Raw genomic sequence first — 19,919 nt, forward strand, 5'->3', positions numbered from 1 at the left:
GCTTCCATGCGTCCCGTCACCGCCTTCGGCCCCGATTTCCCCTTCGCCTATGACGACTGGCTGACCCATCCCGGGGGCCTGGGCCGCCTGCCGCCCGAGGCGCTCGGGCGCGAGGTGGCCGTCATCGGCGCGGGCGCGGCGGGGATCGTCGCGGGATATGAGCTGATGCGGCTTGGCCTGCGGCCGGTGATCTACGAATCGGGTCGTTTCGGCGGGCGGCTGCGCTCGGAAACCTTCGAGGGCAGCGAGGGCGTCATCGCCGAACTGGGGGGCATGCGCTTTCCGGTCTCGTCGCGGGGCTTTTTCCACTATGTCGACCGGGTCGGCGCGGAAAGCGCGCCTTTCCCCAACCCGCTGACCGAGGCTGCGGGTTCCACCGTGATCGACCTTGAGGGCGAGACGGTCTTCGCCCGCACCGCCGCCGACCTGCCGCCCTTCTATGCCGAGGTCGCCCGCGCCTATGGCCGCGCGCTGGAGGAAGGCGCGCGGTTCTCGGACCTGCAAGCCGCGATCCGCGCCCGCGACGCCCTGCGCATCAAGGAGATCTGGAACCCGATCGTGCGCGACTGGGACGAGCGCACCTTCTACGATTTCGTCGCTTCCTCCGAGGCGTTCCGCGCGCTCGATTTCCGTCATCGCGAGGTTTTCGGCCAGGTCGGTTTCGGCACCGGGGGCTGGGATTCCGACTTCCCGAATTCGATGCTGGAGATCCTGCGGGTCAACCTGACCGAGCTTGACGACAACCAGCGCTACATCAAGGGCGGCGTGGAGCAGGTGCTGCACCGGCTCTGGCGCCATGCGGCGGATTGCGCGCATTGGCCGGGGGGCACCACGCTGGCCGGGCTGAACGGCGGGGCCACGCGGTCGCGCGCGGTGCGGATCGCGCGCGAGGGCGCGGATCTGGCCGTCACCGACCGCTGGGGGCGGACCGACCGCTACGGCGCGGTCCTCGTCACCTGCCAGAGCCATCTTCTCACCACCTCGATCGCGGTGGACGAGGCCTTGTTCGAGCAAAAGCTTTGGATGGCGCTGGACCGTACGCGCTACATGCAGGCGGCGAAGACCTTCGTCATGGTGGACCGGCCGTTCTGGAAGGACATCGACCCCGCGACCGGGCGGCCGCTGCTGTCGATGACGCTGACCGACCGCATCACCCGGGGCACCTATTTCTTCGACAACGGCCCCGACCGCCCCGCCGTGATCTGCCTGAGCTATTCGTGGATGACGGATGCGCTGAAGGTGCTGCCGCATTCGGCCGAAAAGCGGGTGGAGCTGGCGCTGGCCGCGCTGGCGAAGATCTATCCCGGCGTCGACATCGCCAGCCATATCCGGGGCAATCCGATCTGCGTGAGCTGGGAATCGGACGAGGATTTCCTCGGCGCCTTCAAGGGCGCGCTGCCGGGGCATTACCGCTACAACCACCGCATGTTCGGCCATTTCATGCAAGACGGCATGGATCCGGCGCAGCGCGGCCTTTTCATGGCGGGGGATGGGGTGAGCTTCACCCCCGCCTGGGTCGAGGGCGCGGTGCAGACCGCGCTCAACGCGGTCTGGGGGATCATGAACCATTTCGGCGGGCGCTCGGCCCCGGAAAACCCCGGCCCCGGCGATCTTTGGCAAAGCCTCGGCCCGGTGGCGCTGCCGGAGTAGCGTGCTTCGGCCGCCGTGCCGGAGGGCTGAGGGGGTTGGGCGTCGGGGCGAGGAAGGCTGCCGGGGCCTGGGCGGGCGCGGCAGGGCTTCACCACCGGCGTGCTTTCGTGGCAAAAGCGGCGGCGCGTCCCCGTTCGGACCTTAGTCGGGCCGTGGGTCTGGCGGGGTCTTCCCGCGCCGCACCAAACCGCCGCGTCGCGGCCCGCCAGACAGGAGCGGAAATGACCCGATCCGATCCCTTCCCGCCCGGCTGCGCGGCATCCTCTTTTGCCCGGCCCCGCCGCCCTCGCACCCGCCGGATCGCGGCCCCCTCTGGCAGGCCCTGCGCATGAGCGGCGACGGCTGGCAGACCCGCGCCTATATGGCGCTGCGTCCGGCGCTTCAGTCCGTGATGCGCAGGGCTCTGCGGCGCCGGTTGCGGCGCGGCAAGGAGGATCCGGCCCGGATCGGCGAGAAGCTGGGCCAGGCGAACCTGCCGCGCCCCCCGGGGCGGCTCTTCTGGTTCCACGCCGTGGGTCTGGGCGAGGTGATGGCGCTGCGCCCCCTGATCCAGGCCATCCAGGCCGAGGCGCCGGGGGTGAACGTGCTCCTGACCTCAAGCGCGCGTTCCTCGGCGCGGGTGATCGGCGCCAATCTGCCGCCCCTGACCCGGCATCAGTTCCTGCCGCTCGACGGGCCGGATTTCGTCGGCGCCTTCCTCGACCACTGGCGGCCCGACCTGTCGGTCTGGTCCGAGCAGGACCTGTGGCCCGGGGCGATCTGCGACACGGCGGCGCGGGGGATCCCGCTGGCCTATGTCAATGCGCGGATGAACGCGCAAAGCCATCGCAGGCGGGCGCGGCTTGGCGGGCTTTACCGCGACCTCCTGCGCCGTTTCCGGCTGGTCGCCGCGCAGGATGCGGCCAGCGCGGCGCATCTGCGCGCGCTTGGCGCGGTGGCGCCGGTGGTGACCGGCTCGCTCAAGCCCGCCGCCGCGCCGCTTGGCGCCGATCCGGTGCAGCTTGCCGGGCTGACGGCCGCGCTGGCCGGGCGGCGGGTCTGGGTCGCGGCCTCGACCCATCCGGCGGACGAGGCGCTGGTGATCGAGGCGCAGCGCCGCATTCGGGCGGAGGATCCCTCCGCGCTCCTGATCCTGACGCCGCGCCTGCCCGACCGCGCGCCCGAGATCGCCCGGGCGCTGGACGCAGCCGGATTGCCCCATGCGCTGCGCAGCCGCGACGGCGTGCCGGGGGCCGGGGCGGCGGTGCTTCTGGCCGACAGTTTCGGAGAGCTTGGCCTGTGGTATCGCCTGGCCCGGGCCGCGTTCATCGGCGGATCCTGTGGCGAGGGCGCGGCCGCCACCGGCGGCCATAACCCCTGGGAGGCGGTCTGCCTCGGCCTCGGGGTGATCTCGGGGCCGGATACCGCGAATTTCGGCGCCGATTACCGCGATCTGGCCGAGGCGGGGCTCGTACGTCAGATCCCCTTGGGGCCCGAGGCGCCCGCCGCGCTGGCCCGCGCGGTTTCCGACGCCTTCGCCCGGGTGGAACCCGCGCCCGGCGCCGCGCCCGGCACCGCCGCCCGCGCCCTTGTCGAGGGGGCGCGGGCGGCCCTTATCCCGCTCGCGCGCGAGTTGATCGCGCTTTCAGGAGGGAAGCCTTGATCCTGACGCTCTTTCTGCTGGCCTGGCGGCTGCTGTGGTTCGTTTTCCTGCCCGTGGTGGTGCTTTATCTGTGGCGGCGCGGGCGGCGCGACCCGGATTACACCGCCCATCTGGGCGAGCGGTTCGGCTTCTACCGCCGCCCGCTGCCGCAGGGCGGGCTGTGGTTCCATGCCGTCAGCCTGGGTGAGATCCGCTCGGCCACCGGGCTGATCCGGCTGGCGCTGGCGCGGGGTGAGAAGGTGGTGGTCACCCATTTCACCCCGGCGGGGCGGCGCGAATCCGCGCGGCTTTTCGCGCCCGAGATCGCCTCGGGCCAGTTGGCGGCGGTCTGGGTGCCTTTCGACATGCATTGGTGCTACCGGCGCTTCTTTCGTGCCTGCGCCCCCCGCATCGGCCTGACGCTTGAGGTCGAGATCTGGCCCGCGATGATCTTCGCCGCCCGCCGCGCCGGGATCCCGCTTTACATGTGCAACGCCCAATACGGCACCCGCCCCTTGGCGCGTGACAGCCGGGGGCTGCGGCTGCGCCAGCGCGTCATTCGGGGCTTTGCCGGGGCCTTCGTCAAATCGCCGCTTCAGGCGGCGCGTTTCGCCTCGGTCGGGCTGACCAATGTCACCGTCACCGGCGAATTGCGCTTTGACCAGCCGGTGCCGCCCGCGCAGCCCGAGGCGGCGGCGCGGCTGCGCCCGCTGCTGGCGCCGGGGCGCGAGGTGATCACCATCGCCAGCGGGGTCGAGGGCGAGGAGGCGCTTTACCTCGGAGTGATCCGCGATCTGATCGCCGCCGCCGGGCGCGAAGGCCGCGTCGCGCCGCTGATCGTCTATGTCCCCCGCGCGCCCGAGCGGTTCGACGCGGTGGCGGCGGGCCTGCGGGCGGCGGGGCTGGGCGTCCTGCGCCGCAGCGCGGCGCTCGGCCCCGATCTGGTGCCGAAGGGCGCGCTGCCAGAGGCCGCGCCCGATGTCTTCCTGGGCGATTCGCTGGGCGAGATGTTCTTCTACCTCGCGCTCTCGGACCGGGTCGTGGTCGGCAGCGGCTTCATCCCGCGCGGCGCCCATAACATCATCGAGCCCCTGATGATGATGAAGCCGGTGCTGACCGGCCCGCATGTCTGGCCGATCGAATTCCCCTTCGCCGAGGCCGAGGCGGCGGGCATCGCCTTCAGCCTGCCCGATGCGGCGGCGCTGACCCGGGCGCTGTGCCAGCCGATGCCGGATCTGACCGCGCGGATCGAGGCCTTTCTGGCCGGGCATCGCGGCGCCAGCGCCCGCACCCTCGCGGCCATCGACGCGGTGGTGGGGCCGGGTCCGCGCAAGGGCTGAACGGGGCCCTGCCCGCAGGCCGGCCGGTCGGCTGGAGCCATGTGAAAATTGCATGGCTGCTTTTGATGCGTGTCAAAGTGGCCTTTCCCGAAACACGTCATGGTGGTGCTCTGGACCCCGGGTTCGCGGCATGGCTTTCGCCTGTGCGCCTTTCCCCGGGGCCGGGACGCGGCGGCAGCAGGGGGATGTGCCATTGCCATGGAAGACGGGCGTCATCGGAACCGGCGGGTGGTTCGATCGGCTGAAACCGGCGGCGACCGGCCTGGTCGGCGGGCCGGTGGAGCGGCTGTCGCCCGCGGGTGTGATCGCCCTGCACGACGGCGATCTGGCGCGGCTGCGCCCGGTGCTGGCGGTGGCCGAGGGCGACCGGGTCCGGGTCGGCACGCGGCTGCTGTCGGACCGTCGCCGCCCCTGGGTCGTCCTCGTCTCGCCTGTTGCGGGCCGGGTCGCGCGGCTGGAGCCGGGCCCGCGCCGAGGCGTCGCCGCGCTTGAGATCCTGCCCGACCCGGGGGAGGCGGGGGAAGCCGCCGAAGACGGCGAGGTCTTCGATCTCTCGGGGGCCGGAACGCGCGAGGGGCTTGTCGCGCTGATGATCGAAGCCGGGCTCTGGCCCGCGCTGCGCACCCGCCCCTTCGGCCGGGTGCCGCGCCCCGAGCCTTCGGAGGCGCCCGAGGCGCTGTTCGTCACTGCGATGGAAAGCGCCCCCGGCGCGCCCGAGGCCTCGGGCCTGATCGCGGCCGAGGGCGAGGCCTTCGCGCGCGGGCTCGCGGCCCTGCGGCTGCTGACGCCGGGGCGGGTCTGGCTGTGCCATGCGCCGGGCCTGACCATGCCGGAGCAGCCGGGCGTCACGCCGCGCGCCTTCGCGGGCGGTCGCGGGGCGGGCCTGCCGGGCCGCCATATCCATGCGCTGCATCCCGTCGCCCGTGGCGGGCGGGTCTGGCAGATCGGCTGGCCCGAGGTGATCGCGCTTGGCCATCTGCTTGGCGGCGGGCGGATTTCCGCGCGCCGGGTCGTCGCGCTTTCGGGGCCGGGGGTGGCGCGGCCGGGGCTGGTCTCGGTGCTGCCCGGCATGGCGCTTTCCGAGATCGCCGCCGGACGGCTGAAGCCGGGCGGACATCGCCTTCTGGCCGGGCCGGAGGCGGGCGGCCTTGCCATTCCGCGCCTGCGCCCGGGCATCCGCCAGATCACCGCCATCGGGCAGGTCGCGCCCGCTGGCGGCGCGCTCGGCAGGCTGGCCCGGCGGCTGCGCAAATCCGTCCACGGCACCGGCGCCCTGATCCCCAATGCCTGGGACGAGCACCTCGCCCCGCCCGGCATCCCGGCGCTGCCGCTGCTTCACGCGCTGGCTTCGGGCGATGCCGAGGGCGCGCGGCGGCTTGGCGCGCTCGGGCTGGTGGAAGAGGATCTGGCCGCGCTTGGCCATGTGATGCGCGCCGATACCGCGACGCTCCTGCGGCAGACGCTGGACGAGCTGGAGGCGCTGGCATGAGGTTTTCCCCGGGCTCCGGCCCTTTCCGCAAAGCCTTTCTCCGCTCGGGCCCGCTGCGCGACGATGTTCCGGCGCTCCTTGGCCTGCTGCCGCCGGTGGCGGTGCTGGCGGGGCAGGATCCCTGGCTGGGGCCGCGCCTTCTGCTGTGCCTTGGCGTGGTCTGCGGCTGGCATCTGCTGTTTCACCGCCTGCGTGGCCAGGCGAGCGCGCTGCATGCGCTGACCTCGGCGGTGCTGATCGCGCTTCTGGTGCCGCAGGGCGCGCCGCATTGGCAGATCGTGCTGGGGGCCAGCTTCGGCGTGGTGCTGGGCGAGCTGATCTTCGGCGGGCGCGGGCGGAACTTCGTCCAGCCGGTGGTGCTGGCGCTGGCCTTCCTGGCCTTTTCCTTCGCCGACCAGCCCTGGCGCGAGGGGGTGGCGATCCCGGCCCTGCTGGCGCTTCCGGGGGCGGTCCTGCTGGTCCTGGCCGGGCAGGCGCGGCTTTCGGTGCTGGCGGGGGCGCTGGCGGGCTTCTTCGGCATGGTCTGGCTGGCGGGGCTTTCCGGCCTCCCGGATCCCGCGGGGGCGGGGGCGCTGCTGATCGCGCTGGCCTGGCTGGTCGCGGATCCGGTGGTCTCGGGCCGGACGCGGGGCGGGCGGCTGGCCTATGGGCTGGTCGCGGGCGGGCTGGCGGCGCTGTTCTCCACCGCCGGGCCGCTTTTCGGCGCGCTGGTCTTCGCGGCGCTTCTGGCGCAGATCTTCGCGCCGCTGATCGACCATGTCGTTCTGTCGCTGCATGTCCGCCGCGCGATGCGGCGCGAAAGGAGGCTGCGCCATGGCTGATCCGCGCGCGCTCTGGCGCGGCTTTCTGGCCCGCCCCAATTCCGACCCGGTGAAATCGGTGGGCATGGCCGCGCTGGTCGCGCTGGTCTGCGGGCTGGCGGTTTCGGTCACCGCCGTCCTTCTGCGCCCGGTGCAGGAGGCCAACCGCATGGCGGCCCGCGACCGGCTGATGGTCGAGATGCTGGAAAGCCTGCCCGGCATTCCCGAGCTTCTGGAACGGGGCGGGCTGGAGACGCTGGTCGTCGATCTGGCCTCGGGGACGGTCGCCGACATCGACCCGGCCGATTTCGATCAGACCGCGGCCAGCCTCGACCCCGCGCGCAGCACGCGGCTTTCGCCCGCCGCCGATCTGGCCGCCATCGGCATGCGCGAGAACCAGTCGCTGGTCTGGCTGGTGCGGCGCGGGGACGCGCCCGCGCTGGTCGTGCTGCCGGTGCGCGGCGCGGGTTATCAATCGGTGATCCGGGCCTATCTGGCCCTTGAGGCCGACCTGAACACCGTGGCCGCCTTCTCGGTCTACGACCAGGCCGAGACCCCCGGCGTGGGCGCGCGGGTGGCCGAGCCGGAATTCGGCGCGGGCTGGCGCGGCAAGCGGATCGCCGAGGACGGCATGATCGTCATCGACATCCTGGCCGGCGCCTCGGGCCCCTACGAGATCGAGGCGATCTCGGGCGCCTCGGTCACCGGCTATGGCGCGATCGACATGGTGCATTTCTGGATGGGGGACGACGGCTTCGGCCCCTTCCTTGAGAACCTGCGCGAGGGGAGGATCCAGCCATGACCACTTCGGGCCTGAGGCAGGTCGTCGATCCGCTGGTCGACCGCAATCCGGTGGCGGTGCATATCCTGGGGATCTGTTCCGCGCTGGCGGTGACCACCGCGATGGGCACCGCGCTGACCATGGCGGTCGCGCTGACGGTGGTGGTCACGCTGTCGGCGGGGATCATTTCGGCCATCCGCGCCCATATCCCGGGCCAGATCCGCATCATCCTGCAACTGACCATCATCGCCGCCCTGGTGATCGTGGCCGACCAGCTTCTGGCCGCCTTCGCCTGGGAGATGAGCCAGCGCCTGACCGTCTTCGTCTCGCTGATCGCGACCAACTGCATCGTGCTGGGCCGGACCGAGGCCTTCGCCATGCGCAACCCGCCGCTGCCGTCGATGCTGGACGCGCTTGGCAACGGGCTTGGCTACAGCCTTGTGCTGATGAGCGTGGCGGCGATCCGCGAGCTTTTCGGCGCGGGCAGCCTGTTCGGCTGGCAGATCCTGCTGCCGCAGGCCGAGGGCGGCTGGTTCGTGCCGCTGCGGCTGATGCTGCTGGCGCCCTCGGCCTTCATCATCCTGGGGCTGCTGGTCTGGGCGCTGCGCAGCCTGCGCCCGCAACTGGCGGAACCGCGCGAATATGCGATGCGTGAAAGCGGGAAGGGGCCGCAGCCATGATGGACCTGTTCCAGCGTTCGATCTTTGAAGAAAACCTCGCGCTTTCGTTCTTCCTTGGCATGTGCACCTTCCTGGCGGTCTCGCGCCGGGTGGAGACGGCCTTCGGCGTCGGCATCTCGCTGATCGTGGTGCAGGGGATGTCGGTGCCCCTGAACCAGTTGCTTTACGCCCATGTGCTGGGGCCGGGGGCGCTGGCCTGGGCGGGGCTGGGCGATGTCGATCTGGGCTTCCTGCGGCTGATCACCTTCATCGGCATCGTCGCCGCCATGGTCCAGGTGCTGGAGATGCTGCTGGAGCGTTTCGTCCCCGCGCTGCATGCCGCGATGGGGATCTATCTGCCGCTGCTTGCGATCAACTGCGCCATCATCGGCGGCAGCCTCTTCATGGTCGAGCGCGCCTATACCTTCGCCGAAAGCGCGGTCTACGGGCTGGGCACCGGCATCGGCTGGGCGCTGGCGATCACCGCCTTCGCCGCCATCCGCGAGCGGCTGCGCTATGCCGACATGCCGAAGGGGCTTGAGGGGCTGGGAGCCGCCTTCATCGTCGGCGGCATCATGTCGATGGGCTTTTCGGCCTTCGTGGGGGTGCGCCTGCCATGATCGAGATCCTGATCGCACTGGTTTTCCTGACCGGCCTGACCGTGCTGCTGGCGCTGGCGCTGCAACATCTGCGCGGGCGGCTGCTGCCCTCGGTCCCGGTCACCCTGACGCTCAACGGCCAGCGGCGGGTCGAGGCGCAGAGCGGCCAGAAGCTGCTCGACGCGCTGAACGCCGCCGGGGTGCCGGTGCCCTCGGGCTGCGCCGGGCAGGGGACCTGCGGGCTCTGTCGCGTCTCGGGGCTGAGCGGCACGCAGGGGCCGCTCGCGACCGAAGCCGCGCGGCTTTCCCCCGCCGATCTGCGCGCGGGCGTGCGGCTGGCCTGCCAGGTCACATTGCGCGCCGACATGGCGGTGACGGTGCCCGAGGACGTGCTGGGCTCGGCCAGCCATGTCTGCCGGGTGGCGCGGATCCGCAGCCTGACGCCGCTGATCCGCGAGATCACCCTGGCGTTGCCCGAGGGCGCCGTCTTCGACTTCCGCGCCGGGAACTTCGTCCAGGTCACCGCGCCGCCCTACCGGCTGGCCTATGCCGGGATCGACCAGCCCTTCGCCGAGGAATGGCGCAAGCTCGGCATCCTCGATCTGGTGGCGCAAAGCGCCGTGCCGGTCTCGCGGGCCTATTCGGTGGCCAGCCGGCCCGAGGATCGCGGGCTCGTCACGCTCAACATCCGCCTCGCGACGCCGCCGCCGGGGGCGGGGGATGTGCCGCCGGGCGTGGTCTCGTCCTGGCTTTTCGGGCTGCGCGAGGGCGATCCGGTCGAGATCGCCGGCCCCTATGGCGACTTCCGCGTCCAGGAGACCGGGCGTGATATGGTCTTCATCGGCGGCGGCGTCGGCATGGCGCCGCTGCGCGCGATGATCCACGAGCAACTGACGCTCAGGGGCACCGCGCGGCGGATGAGCTTCTGGTATGGCGCGCGCAGCCGGGCGGAACTGTTCTATGCCGAGGAATTCGAGGCGCTGGCCGCGAAACACCCCAATTTCCGCTGGACGCCCGCGCTCAGCCAGCCCGCGGCGGGCGATGGCTGGACCGGGGCCGCGGGCTTCGTCCACGACGTGGTGTTCCGCGAGGGGCTGCGCGACCATCCCGCGCCCGAGGCCTGCGAATACTACCTCTGCGGTCCGCCGCTGATGATTCAGGCGGTCAGGGCGATGCTGGAGGATTGCGGGGTCGAGCCGGAGGATATCCACAATGACGATTTCGGGATCTAGGCCGATGGAATGGACAAGACGCGGTGCGCTTTTCGGGCTGGCGGCGGTGGCGGGGCTGGCGCCGCTGCGGGGCGTGGCCGGGGCGCCGGATGTGACGCGGCTTGCGGGGCGCGCTTTCGGCACCGCCTGGCAGGTCCGGGCGCGCGGGCTTTCCGACCCGCAGGCGCTGGCCGGGCGCATCGGCGCCACGCTCGACCGGCTGGACCGCAGCCTCAGCCCGTTCCGGCCCGACAGCGAGGTGACGCGGTTCAACACCGTTTCGGCGGAAATGGCGGTTTCGGAGGATTTCGCCCGGGTCGCCTGCGCCGCGCTGGACCATGCGGCGGCCAGCGGCGGCGCCTTCGACCCGACGCTGGGGCCTTTGGTGAATCGCTGGGGCTTTGGCCCGATCAAGGGCGGGCGCGAGGGCGACTGGCGGCGAATCGCGCTGGACGGTGCCCTGATCCGGCGCGAGGGGCGGGTGACCTTCGATCCCTGCGGCATCGCCAAGGGCCATGCGGTGGATCTTGTGGCCGCGCTTCTGTCGGCCCGGACCGACGACTGGCTGGTGGAGATCGGCGGCGAGATCCGGGTTTCCGGCGACTGGCGGATCGGCATCTCCGATCCGCTGACCGGGGGCATCCATGCCCGGATCCGGCCGGGATCGGGGGCGGTGGCGACCTCGGGCGATCAGGTGAACGGCTTCGATCTGGGGCGCGGCGCCGCGCGGCGCTGGTCCCATGCCATCGACCCGCTGACCGGCGCGCCGGTCGAGGGGCGGATCGCCTCGGTCTCGGTCCTGGCCGAAAGCGCCATGGCGGCCGATGCGCTGGCGACCGCGCTCTGGGTGATGGGCGAGGCCCGCGCCCCCGCCCATGCCGAGGCGCAGGGCGTGGGGCTTTTGCTGCTGCTGCGCGAGGGCGAAGGGCTGCGCGCGGTGATGAACGCGCGCTTCGCCGCCGCCCTGGCCTGAGGCCGCAACCCGGGCGCCTTCGGGCGCCGCAACGTGAAATGCCAAGAAAGGCAGGACATATGCAGACGATCCTTCTGGGGCTGATCCTCTTCATGCTCGCAACCCTTGGGCTGGGGCTGGGCGCGATCCTGCGCCGCCCGCCGATCAAGGGATCCTGCGGCGGGCTGGCCTGCGCCAATGCCTGCCACGCCTGCCCCCGCCGGGCCGCCGGGGCGCATTCGCAAAGGCAGGAGGGCCGCGCGCCATGACCGATGCCATCGCCACCGTCGCCGATCACATGCAGACCGAGCTTGTCACCCTTGGCGCGGGGATGGAGATCATCCACGCCATCACCCTGCTTCTCGACACCGGCGTCTCTGGCGCCTGCGTGCTGGACGATGAGGGGCAGCTCGTGGGTTTCCTGTCCAAGCGCGACGGGCTGAAGGCCGCGCTGAACGCCGCATATTACAAGGAATGGGGCGGCACCGTCGCCGATCTGATGAGCCGCGAGGTCGAGACGCTGGACGCCGGGCTCGACCTCGTCAGCGCCGCCGAGCGCTTCGTCGCCAGCAGCTACCGCCGCTTTCCGGTGCTGGAGGACGGGCGGCTGGTGGGCCAGATCAGCCGCACCGACGTCCTGCGCGCGCTGTCGCGGCAGTGGCGCTGACCGATACCGAAACGCCGCCCCCAACCCGTCGGGGCGGATCTGCCGTCAATCGAGAGGAGAAGACCATGAAAGACCTGAACCGCCGCCTGTTCCTTGCCGGATCCGCCGCCGCGCCGATCGCGGTCGCCTCGGCCGCGCCGAGCCTTGCCGCGGGCCCAGCCGGGATCACCCTGCAAGAGGCGCTTGAGGGCCGCCAGTCGGTGCGACGCTTCGGCACCGCACCCTTGCCCGAGGACCAGCTTTTGCGCCTCCTGTGGGCCGCGAACGGGGTGAACCGGCCCGAAACCGGCGGGCGCACCGCGCCGTCCTGGCGCAGCGCCTATGATACCGACCTCCATGTCGCCACCGCCGAGGGCGTCTTCCTGCACCAGCCCGGGACCAACACGCTGGAGCGGGTGCTCGACCGCGACATCCGTGCCGAGGCGAGCGACAGCGCCTTTGTCGCCCGCGCCCCCGCGCTGCTGATCTATGTCTCGGACGGCGCGCGGCTGCGCACGGCGGCCGAGGGCGCCGACGATCAGGCGCTTGCCGTCGGGGCGCATGTGAATGCCGCCGTGACCGCGCAGAACGTCTATCTGGCCTGCGTGGCCGAGGGGCTTGGCACCTGCCTGATCGGCGGCGCGGCCAACCGCGATGTGATCGCGGCGGCGCTTTCGCTGGCCGAGGGATCCATCGTCACCTATGTCCAGCCGGTCGGCGTGCCGCGATAAGGCGCCGCGCGCGTTGCGGGTCGGGCTTCGCATCGGGCCCGATCCGTGATTGAAATGCGCTTATGGCCGATTACCTGCCGACCCAGTGGTATTACCTCGTGCTCGCCGTCTCCTTCGTGCTTGCGGTGGTGACGGCGATCCATGCCGCCATGACCAAGGACGAGGTGCGCGCGGCCATCGGCTGGGTGGGGGTGACCCTGCTGTCGCCGATCCTTGGCCCGCTGATCTACATCGCCGCCGGGGTGAACCGGATCCGCAGGGACAAGCGGGCGCAGGGGCGCTCGGTCTCGGGGCTTAGCCATCCGGGGGCGGTCCATCCCACGCTTCAGCCCGGGGTGATCTCCCAGGGCTTCGGACGAAGGTTCCAGGCGCTGGCGACGCTGGGAGACAATGTCTCTCAGTTCCGCCATTGCGGCGGCAACCGGATCGAGATGCTTGAGACCGGCGACGCCGCCTATGGCGCGATGATCGCGGCCATCGAGGGCGCGCGGCGCAGCGTGATACTTGAAAGCTACATCTTCGATCACGACCGCATCGGGCTGCGGCTGGCCGGGGCGTTGCTGGCCGCGCAGGCGCGCGGGGTCGAGGTGCGGGTCCTGGTCGATGCCTTCGGCGCGCGCTATTCGCGCCCGACCATCCTCAGGCACCTGCGGCGGGCGGGCCTGCGCGCGGCGCCCTTCAACAGCGGCGTCCTGGTCACGCTGCGGCTGCCCTATGCCCATCTGCGCACCCACCGCAAGATCGTCGTCGTCGATGGCGCCACCGGCTTCACCGGCGGCATGAACATCCGCGAGGGCTTCACCCGAGAGTTCGCCCTGGAGGCCGCCGCGCGCGACACCCATTTCCGCGTCACCGGCCCGGTGGTGGCCGATCTTCTCGCCATCGCCGCCGCCGACTGGCATTTCGCGACCGGCGAGGATCTGGACGGCGCGGCCTGGCGGGTCGAGCCCCGGGCCGGTGCGGATCTCACCGCGCCCATGCTGGTGCGGGCGCTTGATTCGGGCCCCGATGCCGATCTGGCCGCGAATCAGAAGGTGCTGATGGGGGCCTTTTCGGTGGCGCGCCATTCGATCCGCATCATGTCGCCCTACTTCCTGCCCGACCGCGAATTGACCAGCGCCCTGACCACCGCCGCGCGACGCGGCGTAGATATCCGCATCCTTGTGCCCGGACAGAACAACCTTGTTCTGGTCGCCCATGCGATGACCGCCCAGTTCGACCAGGTGCTGCGCGCGGGCTGCCGGATCTGGCGCGACCCGGGAAGGTTCGATCACTCGAAACTTCTGGCGATCGACGGGGTCTGGAGCTTCGTCGGCTCCTCAAACCTCGACTCGCGCTCGCTGCGGCTGAATTTCGAGACCGACCTGGAGATCCTGGATATCGCCATGGCGGGGCGGATCGCTGCGCGGATCGACGCCGGGATCGCGCGCTCGGAAGAGGTCACGCTGGAGGCGCTGCGCGCAAGGCCCTTCCCGGCGCGGCTGCGCGACAGGATCCTCTGGCTCGGCTCGCCCTATCTGTGACACGCGGCTTCGGGATCGTATTGATTCCGGGGGCGCAATCGGCCAGTCTGGCGTTTTCGCGGGAGGGTGCCCGCATTCCCTTCCGATGAGATCCGCATGACCACGACCCTTGCCGAGGAAAGCCCCCTCGCCCCCGATCTGGGCCTTCTCTTCGCGCGCCACAGCGCCGATATGCATGCCGAGACCCCGCCCGGAAGCAATCACATGATGGATGCGGGAGGGCTTGCCGTGCCGGGCGTCGCCTTTTTCGTGCTGCGCGAGGCGGGGCGCCCGGTGGCCATGGGCGCGATCAAGCGGATCGACGCGGGACATGCCGAGGTCAAGTCGATGCATGTGCTGGCCGAGGACCGGGGCAGGGGCCTGTCGCGCCGGATGCTGGCGTATCTTCTGGATCAGGCGGCGGCCCGGGGTTACCGGCGGCTTTCGCTGGAAACCGGGGTGCAGCCGATCTTCGCCCCGGCGCGCGCGCTTTACCTCAAGGCCGGGTTCGAGGATTGCCCGCCTTTCGAAGGCTACGATGAGGATCCGAATTCGGTTTTCATGACGAAGGTGCTTGGCTAAAAGGGGACGAGTGGTCCCGTAGCTCAGTTGGATAGAGCAGCCGCCTTCTAAGCGGCTGGTCGGGGGTTCGAATCCTCCCGGGATCGCCATATCTGGCGCAAGATACTGAATTACTTAGTAAAAATTCATCGTTTACAGTCATTCCGGACAGCGTTTACATCGTTCTGTTCTTGTTCTTCCCCCGTCACGACTGCTCGGCGATTGGCTGCCCGGGTGTAGGCCTCGGCCTCTGACAGGCTGGAGTGCCCGCCCCATGACATGATCGCGTGGGCGGATCCCCCGGCTTCCGCGATGGCCGACAGGCGGTATTTTCTCAGCCCATGGGCGGAGCGTCCGGTGATTTTTGCTTCTATTGCCGCAGCTGAAATCAGATTGGACAGCCCTTTCACCGTGCGCGCTTTGCCCTGAGCCGTCTCAAGGAATGTGAATCCCGTGCCGGACGAGATGATTTCCCGCGCAGCGGCCCTTTCCCCCTCCCATGGCTTTGCCCAGCGAGGTAGCGGGCTGGTCCATGGTACATGCGCCAGCCCGCCGGTCTTTTGCTGGCGGAAAGTCAACAGACCGTCGCTGCCAATATGGGCGCGCGACATGACTGCGGCATCGCTGACCCGGGCCCCGGTCCACGCCAGTAGCTCGAAGGCGATCCGTTGGGGTGTTCCAGCAGGCCAGCGGGCGCGGTAGATGTCAATCTCAGCCTGCGACCAGCTGGCGTGCCCCGGGCTTTTGGTTGAAATCTTTTTGATCCCAGCGGTAGGGTCGGCATCAATCGCATTGTCGATCTTCGCCTGGGCAAAAATCAGGCGCCAGCATTTCAGCGATGCGTTCGCCGGATTCGGATCCAACTTGGCCAGATCGGTCACGATGTGCTTCTCGCGCAAGCCCTTGACTGGCAAGGCCCCATGATCATTTTCGATCCGCTCAAGGTGAAATCGCAGGCTGCCCTGATACGACTTTGTGAGGTTTTTCCACCGCGTTGAGGCGCGCAGATTGCGAACAGCTTGTGCAATCGTCCCAGGCGCCAGCTTGAACGCGTGATCCGGTTTCGTGGATTCGGCCCGGGCCCAGGCTGCGACAAACTCGGGGTGAGTCTCCGGCAGGTCAGGCAGTCGTATCCCTGTCGGCCGATGGTAGCAAAGCAATCGATCGCCACGCCGTATGCGTTGGACGTTCGGGAGCATCACCCCTTCAACCCGAAATGGCGGTCGCATTCATCCACCTCGTTCGCAGCCTGGCTATCGCCCTCATAGGGCAGATCAGAGGCGTAGCGGTCAAGGTCGAGCCTGTCGAACAGGCGCCGACCGCCCAGGACGCGCCGGGGTATGGGCAGGCCGCGCAGGGTTGTGGGCGACACGCCGAGATAAGCCGCCGCCTCCGCGTGGCCAAGCAGGCGCGGTGCAAATGCGAGTTCGGCGCGGGCCCCCATCGTCACTCCCCTCCTGCGATGCGGGCGCGGCGCTTGCGCTCGTATTCGACCCCGACCGATGACATGCTGAGCATATCCTCTGGTAGCAGCCCCTTGCGGCAATGCGGGCAGCATGGTGCCTGTGTTCGCGAGCGCCAGATGTGATCGAGGTTTTTCGCGGCCCGGCTGCGCAGCGTGAAAGCCTCGGCCTCGGCGATCTGCTTCTCACGATAGTCCAGTGCAGCCTTGAATTCGTGGCTGCGCTCGGCGAGGATCTGAAAGGCGTCGAAGCCTTCGATGTCACGCTCGCAATCCTTGCACCATATGCGGCGCTCGCGGGAATCGTAGATCAGCCGCAGGTGCTTGCAGCCCGAATACGGGCGTCTGCTCATCCCGCGAGACACGCGCACGTCGCCGATGTCGATTACAGTCACGCCTGACCGGTATGGCAGTTCTTCGATTGGCGGGTCTCTATGGTTTTCCATCACGCCCCTCCGATCTTCGCGAGGTCGGCGCTGGCACGGATGTATGCGGGATGATCCTCGCCGTTGCAGGCGGCATATGCGCGCGCCAGATCGACCAGCGCCGCCCGCACCTCTTCCAGCGCCTCGCCGTGCAGGCAGGCGTCGGCGCGGACAGGATGCGGATCGCCTATGAACGCCAGCAAATGGTGCGCCGCCGTTCTGATCGCTTCCTCGTCGGCCGCCGATGGTTCCCGTCCCGCAAGACATTCTGTCTCGATCTGGACGATCATTTCTCCGCTCGTCTCGACTCGAACCGACCAGTGATCGTGACGTTCCGGTGCGTCACTCATCCCTTACCCTCCCCGGACAGGGCGGCGCGGATGCGGGCTTCGTAGTCGGCTTGGGCTGCTGCGATTGCAGATGCTTCGTCTTTGTGTTCGCCAAGCCGGGATACTGGCTTCCCGTTAAAGATCACAAACCAGAACGGATCTTCATCCCAATCTTCCTCGGCGATGACGTAATCACCGATGGGTGTCGACGCGAGCCCGCCAGACCAGTCAATAGGCTTGAGTTTCACCTCCCCGACAGGGCGGGAGCGGAGGGCGGCCTCCAGCACCAGTCGCGCATTATGACTGGCCGACCGGGCTGGTGATCCCTGCGTCCGCTCGGTCATCAGGTCGATTGCCTCGCGGATCGCCGCCTCCAGCCCGGCATCCGGCTGCGGGGTGATGGCGCCGCGCGCGCCCATGATCTCCTGCGCGATCAGGTCGGAGTGATCCCATCGGTGGCCGTTTTCGTCTGCGCCGGTCTTGTTCAGATCTTCGATGGTGGCCAGAGCGGCTTCCAGTTCCGCGACACGGGCCAGCGCGGCGTCACGCTTCTTCGTCATCGCATCATAGTCGTGCAACCACTGATCACGCTCGCCCTTCCATGCTACCTCGACTTCTGCCGTCAGCCGATTCACCTCCGCCCACAGGCTCTCCGCGCCGGAGGGGTGGGCGAGGTCGGCGCGGATGTAACAGACCTCATCGCCCCTCATGACCTCGTTGGGGTCAGCCTCGACCCAAGTCAGGTTGTCCTGATCTGCCCAGATCCGTTCCGGCCAGCCCGCCACCGGCTCTGCCTCCACCCCGGCGGCCATGCCCCGCCCGCGCAGGGGCGCGACCTCCGCCTCAAGGGCGGCGATGCGATCCTGATCGGCGAGGTGCTTGCGCGCGAGGTCGGGGGCCATGATGCAAAGCCGCTCGATAGCGTCCTGCCTGCGATCAGCCGATGCCCCGAAGCCTGTTTCGATCACGATCAGGCGTGGGTGATTTTCGCGCTTGCCGACAAACGTCCAGCCGCCATATCCTGGCATGTCAACGCTCCAATCGTCGGCGGTGATTCGGCGCAGTCCGTCCATAGCGGGCCCGGCCTCATCCAACAGCTTGCGCAGATCCTCGGTCACTCGATGAACCCTTCCCTGCATTCAGCGCAGCGCGCCGACATGTGATTGTTGTGGTCGACGGCGCAGGTGACGTGCAGGGCCCGCGTGGCGCCGCAGAATGGGCAATCCACGACCTGGTGGACGATCCGACCCTTGACCATCGTCGCTCTCAGGCCGTTCAGAAGGGGCATGGCTTTCACGAGCCGATCCATCTGTGCGCACATCGCGGCCTTGCTGGCCGCGATCTCCGAATCCGTCTTCGGATCGTAGTCGGGGCAGTCGGCTTTGCGCTCGGGACCGGGGCGGCAGGGATACATGTAAGCCGTCCGAAAATCAGACCCGCCGTTCGCGGTCGTGACGATCTTGCTAATATTGTGCCCAATCTTGCAGCACTGGCCATCAGACAGGAGCGCAGCGCGCCCGTCGAAGTGGCGGCAGGCGCGGCCGAGTTTGGTCGGCCCGTCGCCGATGTTTGGCGCATCGGTCATTGCGCACCGCCTTCCGCGCGGGCGAAAAGCATGGCGTCAGCGTAGGCATAGGCCTCGGCTGACAACTGCGTCGGGCCGAGGCCGCTCATTTCGGGGTTGGACCAATAGCCACCGACGATGCCAGTCAGCGCCTGACCAGCGAACCAGTCGCGCATGGTCATGCCCAGCTCCGGGAAGGGGTAGCCGCTGGGCAACGCACCGTTTGCGTCACACGGCGGCGAAAAGGGAAACGCGGCCCCTCCGTCTTTCGTCTCGCTCATATCGTCTCCTTCCCGCGTGGCGGGGGCTATCTGGGGTAGACCGGCGTTCCATCAAAGAGCCGGTATGGAATGGGTTTCTTGGGGCGAGGGCGGGCCCCGATATGGTTGGCCCGGACGCGCTTCGCCTTGGCGATCTGGCGCACGTCACCCTTGGTTTTCTCCGCGTGGCAGCGCCGGTGCGCGGGCTGGAGATTGTCGCCGTGATCATCGCCGCCGAGTTCGAGCGGGATCACGTGCTCCACGTCCCAAGCCTCATAGGTGCCGTCGATCTTCTCGCCGCAGATGTGGCAACGGCCCTGCGCGCCGTCGAAGATGCGGACCCGCTCTGTGCGGCTGATGCTGCGGCGGGTCATGCTTCCTCCATCCATGCCAGCGCGTCATATCCAATCGCCTCTGACAGATCGGCCATGGCGCGCTGGAAGTAGGCTTGGAATTCGTGCTGCAGCATCGCGTCGAGCGCGGTGCTGTTGGCTTGCATCCCCACAACCCTGCCGCGCAGATCCAAGATCGGCTCGACCAGCCCAGCGTTGATCTTGAGCGCCTTGTGCAGCGCCTCACGCGAGGGCCAGCGGCCTGTTGCCTCAACGGCGCGAGACAGAGCCTTCCAATAGGTGCGGTGTTGCGGCAGGCTGCGGCGCGTGCGGGGTTTCATGTCGAACTCGGTGCCAGCCGGGAACAGCGCCAGCTCGTCGGCATCGAAGCGCGATACCGGGCTGATGCCGGATTGCGTCAGGCGCACGATTGGCAGAGGCGGGGCTTCCCGGCGGGCCATGGCTCACACCCCGCCCGCGCAGCAGATCATCCGGGCCCAGACGTCGCGCACACGCTCGGCCGGGATGTCGAACCGCATCGCTGTCTCGCCAATCGCTGCAGCCTCGTCCTCACCATCGGGCTCGTGACCGATGATCGAGGCGCGCGCCTTGAGCCGGGCTTGCAGGTCGTCGCGGATTTGCTGGTCGGTGATCATCACAGCCTCCGGTCGCAGGCGAAGGGGATGTCATCATGGAGGTCGTTCGCGCCGCGCGCGCCGCCGCCGTTAGCCCCATATGCGGACCCGCCCGACTGCTGGCTGTAGCCTGCGGGCGACTGGTCATAGCCACCGGACTGCTGGCGCTCGCCACCGTCCTGCTTGCCACCGAGAAGCGTCAGGTTGCCCGAGAAGGGGCGCAGCACGACCTCGGTCGAATACCGGTCCTGGCCGGACTGGTCCTGCCATTTCCGGGTCTCCAGCGCGCCCTCGATATAGACGGTCGAGCCCTTGCGCAGATATTGCTCGGCGATCTTGGCGAGCGGTTCTGACATGATGGCTACGCTGT

26 protein-coding genes and 1 tRNA gene are annotated in these 19,919 nt (G+C 69.3%); 16 read left to right on the top strand and 11 right to left on the bottom strand.

Features of this window, described 5'->3' with window-relative positions:
- The first annotated feature begins 6 nt into the window (after nucleotides 1–6).
- From ABNX41_RS09415 to ABNX41_RS09490, 16 genes are all read left to right on the top strand, one after another.
- Nucleotides 7–1,650: a flavin monoamine oxidase family protein gene (locus tag ABNX41_RS09415; RefSeq protein ID WP_438669475.1), complete on the top strand. Its 1,644-nt coding sequence runs from the start codon at nucleotides 7–9 to the stop codon at nucleotides 1,648–1,650.
- A gap of 328 nt (nucleotides 1,651–1,978) precedes the next feature.
- Nucleotides 1,979–3,292, top strand: a complete 1,314-nt coding sequence (locus ABNX41_RS09420; RefSeq protein ID WP_438669476.1) for a 3-deoxy-D-manno-octulosonic acid transferase — start codon at nucleotides 1,979–1,981, stop codon at nucleotides 3,290–3,292.
- Nucleotides 3,289–4,611 carry a 3-deoxy-D-manno-octulosonic acid transferase gene (locus ABNX41_RS09425; RefSeq protein ID WP_438669477.1) on the top strand — a complete coding sequence of 441 codons (1,323 nt, stop codon included), beginning with the start codon at nucleotides 3,289–3,291 and terminating at the stop codon, nucleotides 4,609–4,611. The genes ABNX41_RS09420 and ABNX41_RS09425 overlap by 4 nt, the downstream gene beginning before the upstream one ends.
- Nucleotides 4,612–4,804: 193 nt before the next feature.
- Complete coding sequence (locus tag ABNX41_RS09430; protein WP_438669478.1) at nucleotides 4,805–6,100, top strand: hypothetical protein; 1,296 nt, start codon at nucleotides 4,805–4,807, stop codon at nucleotides 6,098–6,100.
- Nucleotides 6,097–6,921, top strand: coding sequence for an RnfABCDGE type electron transport complex subunit D (locus ABNX41_RS09435; RefSeq protein ID WP_438669479.1), 825 nt, complete (start codon nucleotides 6,097–6,099; stop codon nucleotides 6,919–6,921). Before ABNX41_RS09430 ends, ABNX41_RS09435 begins: the two co-directional genes overlap by 4 nt.
- On the top strand, nucleotides 6,914–7,702 hold the full coding sequence (locus tag ABNX41_RS09440) for an FMN-binding protein (protein ID WP_438669480.1): 789 nt from the start codon (nucleotides 6,914–6,916) through the stop codon (nucleotides 7,700–7,702). Before ABNX41_RS09435 ends, ABNX41_RS09440 begins: the two co-directional genes overlap by 8 nt.
- Nucleotides 7,699–8,361 (top strand): NADH:ubiquinone reductase (Na(+)-transporting) subunit D, encoded by a 663-nt coding sequence (locus tag ABNX41_RS09445; RefSeq protein ID WP_438669481.1) that lies wholly within the window; start codon nucleotides 7,699–7,701, stop codon nucleotides 8,359–8,361. The genes ABNX41_RS09440 and ABNX41_RS09445 overlap by 4 nt, the downstream gene beginning before the upstream one ends.
- Nucleotides 8,358–8,960, top strand: coding sequence for an NADH:ubiquinone reductase (Na(+)-transporting) subunit E (gene nqrE, locus ABNX41_RS09450; protein WP_438669482.1), 603 nt, complete (start codon nucleotides 8,358–8,360; stop codon nucleotides 8,958–8,960). Before ABNX41_RS09445 ends, nqrE begins: the two co-directional genes overlap by 4 nt.
- Entirely contained in the window at nucleotides 8,957–10,171 is a 1,215-nt protein-coding gene (gene nqrF, locus ABNX41_RS09455) for an NADH:ubiquinone reductase (Na(+)-transporting) subunit F (RefSeq protein WP_438669483.1), read from the top strand. The genes nqrE and nqrF overlap by 4 nt, the downstream gene beginning before the upstream one ends.
- Nucleotides 10,172–10,175: 4 nt before the next feature.
- Nucleotides 10,176–11,123 (top strand): FAD:protein FMN transferase, encoded by a 948-nt coding sequence (locus ABNX41_RS09460; protein WP_438669484.1) that lies wholly within the window; start codon nucleotides 10,176–10,178, stop codon nucleotides 11,121–11,123.
- Nucleotides 11,124–11,182: 59 nt separating this feature from the next.
- On the top strand, nucleotides 11,183–11,371 hold the full coding sequence (locus tag ABNX41_RS09465; protein WP_438669485.1) for a hypothetical protein: 189 nt from the start codon (nucleotides 11,183–11,185) through the stop codon (nucleotides 11,369–11,371).
- A complete protein-coding gene (locus ABNX41_RS09470; RefSeq protein ID WP_438669486.1) occupies nucleotides 11,368–11,769 on the top strand; it encodes a CBS domain-containing protein in 402 nt (133 codons plus the stop codon). Before ABNX41_RS09465 ends, ABNX41_RS09470 begins: the two co-directional genes overlap by 4 nt.
- 65 nt (nucleotides 11,770–11,834) lie before the next feature.
- A complete protein-coding gene (locus ABNX41_RS09475; RefSeq protein WP_438669487.1) occupies nucleotides 11,835–12,479 on the top strand; it encodes a nitroreductase family protein in 645 nt (214 codons plus the stop codon).
- A gap of 62 nt (nucleotides 12,480–12,541) precedes the next feature.
- Nucleotides 12,542–14,002 carry a phospholipase D-like domain-containing protein gene (locus ABNX41_RS09480; RefSeq protein WP_438669488.1) on the top strand — a complete coding sequence of 487 codons (1,461 nt, stop codon included), beginning with the start codon at nucleotides 12,542–12,544 and terminating at the stop codon, nucleotides 14,000–14,002.
- 96 nt (nucleotides 14,003–14,098) lie between these two features.
- Entirely contained in the window at nucleotides 14,099–14,563 is a 465-nt protein-coding gene (locus ABNX41_RS09485; RefSeq protein ID WP_438669489.1) for a GNAT family N-acetyltransferase, read from the top strand.
- A gap of 12 nt (nucleotides 14,564–14,575) precedes the next feature.
- A tRNA-Arg gene (locus ABNX41_RS09490) sits at nucleotides 14,576–14,652 on the top strand.
- A 36-nt stretch (nucleotides 14,653–14,688) separates the two neighbouring features.
- Here ABNX41_RS09490 and ABNX41_RS09495 read toward each other — a convergent pair.
- The 11 genes from ABNX41_RS09495 to ssb form a co-directional block, all read right to left on the bottom strand.
- The gene (locus ABNX41_RS09495) at nucleotides 14,689–15,741 is read right to left on the bottom strand and encodes a tyrosine-type recombinase/integrase (protein ID WP_438669490.1); all 1,053 of its coding nucleotides are present in this window, start codon (nucleotides 15,739–15,741) and stop codon (nucleotides 14,689–14,691) included.
- Nucleotides 15,741–15,986, bottom strand: a complete 246-nt coding sequence (locus tag ABNX41_RS09500; protein ID WP_438669500.1) for a helix-turn-helix domain-containing protein — start codon at nucleotides 15,984–15,986, stop codon at nucleotides 15,741–15,743. The genes ABNX41_RS09495 and ABNX41_RS09500 overlap by 1 nt, the downstream gene beginning before the upstream one ends.
- Nucleotides 15,987–15,988: 2 nt before the next feature.
- Nucleotides 15,989–16,450 (bottom strand): hypothetical protein, encoded by a 462-nt coding sequence (locus ABNX41_RS09505; RefSeq protein ID WP_438669491.1) that lies wholly within the window; start codon nucleotides 16,448–16,450, stop codon nucleotides 15,989–15,991.
- The gene (locus tag ABNX41_RS09510; RefSeq protein WP_438669492.1) at nucleotides 16,450–16,779 is read right to left on the bottom strand and encodes a hypothetical protein; all 330 of its coding nucleotides are present in this window, start codon (nucleotides 16,777–16,779) and stop codon (nucleotides 16,450–16,452) included. The genes ABNX41_RS09505 and ABNX41_RS09510 overlap by 1 nt, the downstream gene beginning before the upstream one ends.
- Complete coding sequence (locus tag ABNX41_RS09515) at nucleotides 16,776–17,876, bottom strand: hypothetical protein (protein ID WP_438669493.1); 1,101 nt, start codon at nucleotides 17,874–17,876, stop codon at nucleotides 16,776–16,778. Before ABNX41_RS09515 ends, ABNX41_RS09510 begins: the two co-directional genes overlap by 4 nt.
- Nucleotides 17,873–18,343, bottom strand: a complete 471-nt coding sequence (locus ABNX41_RS09520) for a hypothetical protein (protein WP_438669494.1) — start codon at nucleotides 18,341–18,343, stop codon at nucleotides 17,873–17,875. The genes ABNX41_RS09515 and ABNX41_RS09520 overlap by 4 nt, the downstream gene beginning before the upstream one ends.
- Nucleotides 18,340–18,603: a hypothetical protein gene (locus tag ABNX41_RS09525; protein ID WP_438669495.1), complete on the bottom strand. Its 264-nt coding sequence runs from the start codon at nucleotides 18,601–18,603 to the stop codon at nucleotides 18,340–18,342. The genes ABNX41_RS09520 and ABNX41_RS09525 overlap by 4 nt, the downstream gene beginning before the upstream one ends.
- Nucleotides 18,604–18,629: 26 nt before the next feature.
- On the bottom strand, nucleotides 18,630–18,956 hold the full coding sequence (locus ABNX41_RS09530; RefSeq protein ID WP_438669496.1) for an HNH endonuclease: 327 nt from the start codon (nucleotides 18,954–18,956) through the stop codon (nucleotides 18,630–18,632).
- On the bottom strand, nucleotides 18,953–19,375 hold the full coding sequence (locus tag ABNX41_RS09535; RefSeq protein ID WP_438669497.1) for a hypothetical protein: 423 nt from the start codon (nucleotides 19,373–19,375) through the stop codon (nucleotides 18,953–18,955). Before ABNX41_RS09535 ends, ABNX41_RS09530 begins: the two co-directional genes overlap by 4 nt.
- A gap of 3 nt (nucleotides 19,376–19,378) precedes the next feature.
- A complete protein-coding gene (locus ABNX41_RS09540) occupies nucleotides 19,379–19,570 on the bottom strand; it encodes a hypothetical protein (protein ID WP_438669498.1) in 192 nt (63 codons plus the stop codon).
- Nucleotides 19,570–19,919 (bottom strand): single-stranded DNA-binding protein (ssb, locus tag ABNX41_RS09545; RefSeq protein WP_438669499.1); only part of this gene is annotated, 350 nt, incomplete at its 5' end. The genes ABNX41_RS09540 and ssb, both read right to left, overlap by 1 nt.

This window comes from Pseudogemmobacter sonorensis, from assembly GCF_042762395.1.
GTDB lineage: Bacteria > Pseudomonadota > Alphaproteobacteria > Rhodobacterales > Rhodobacteraceae > Pseudogemmobacter > Pseudogemmobacter sonorensis.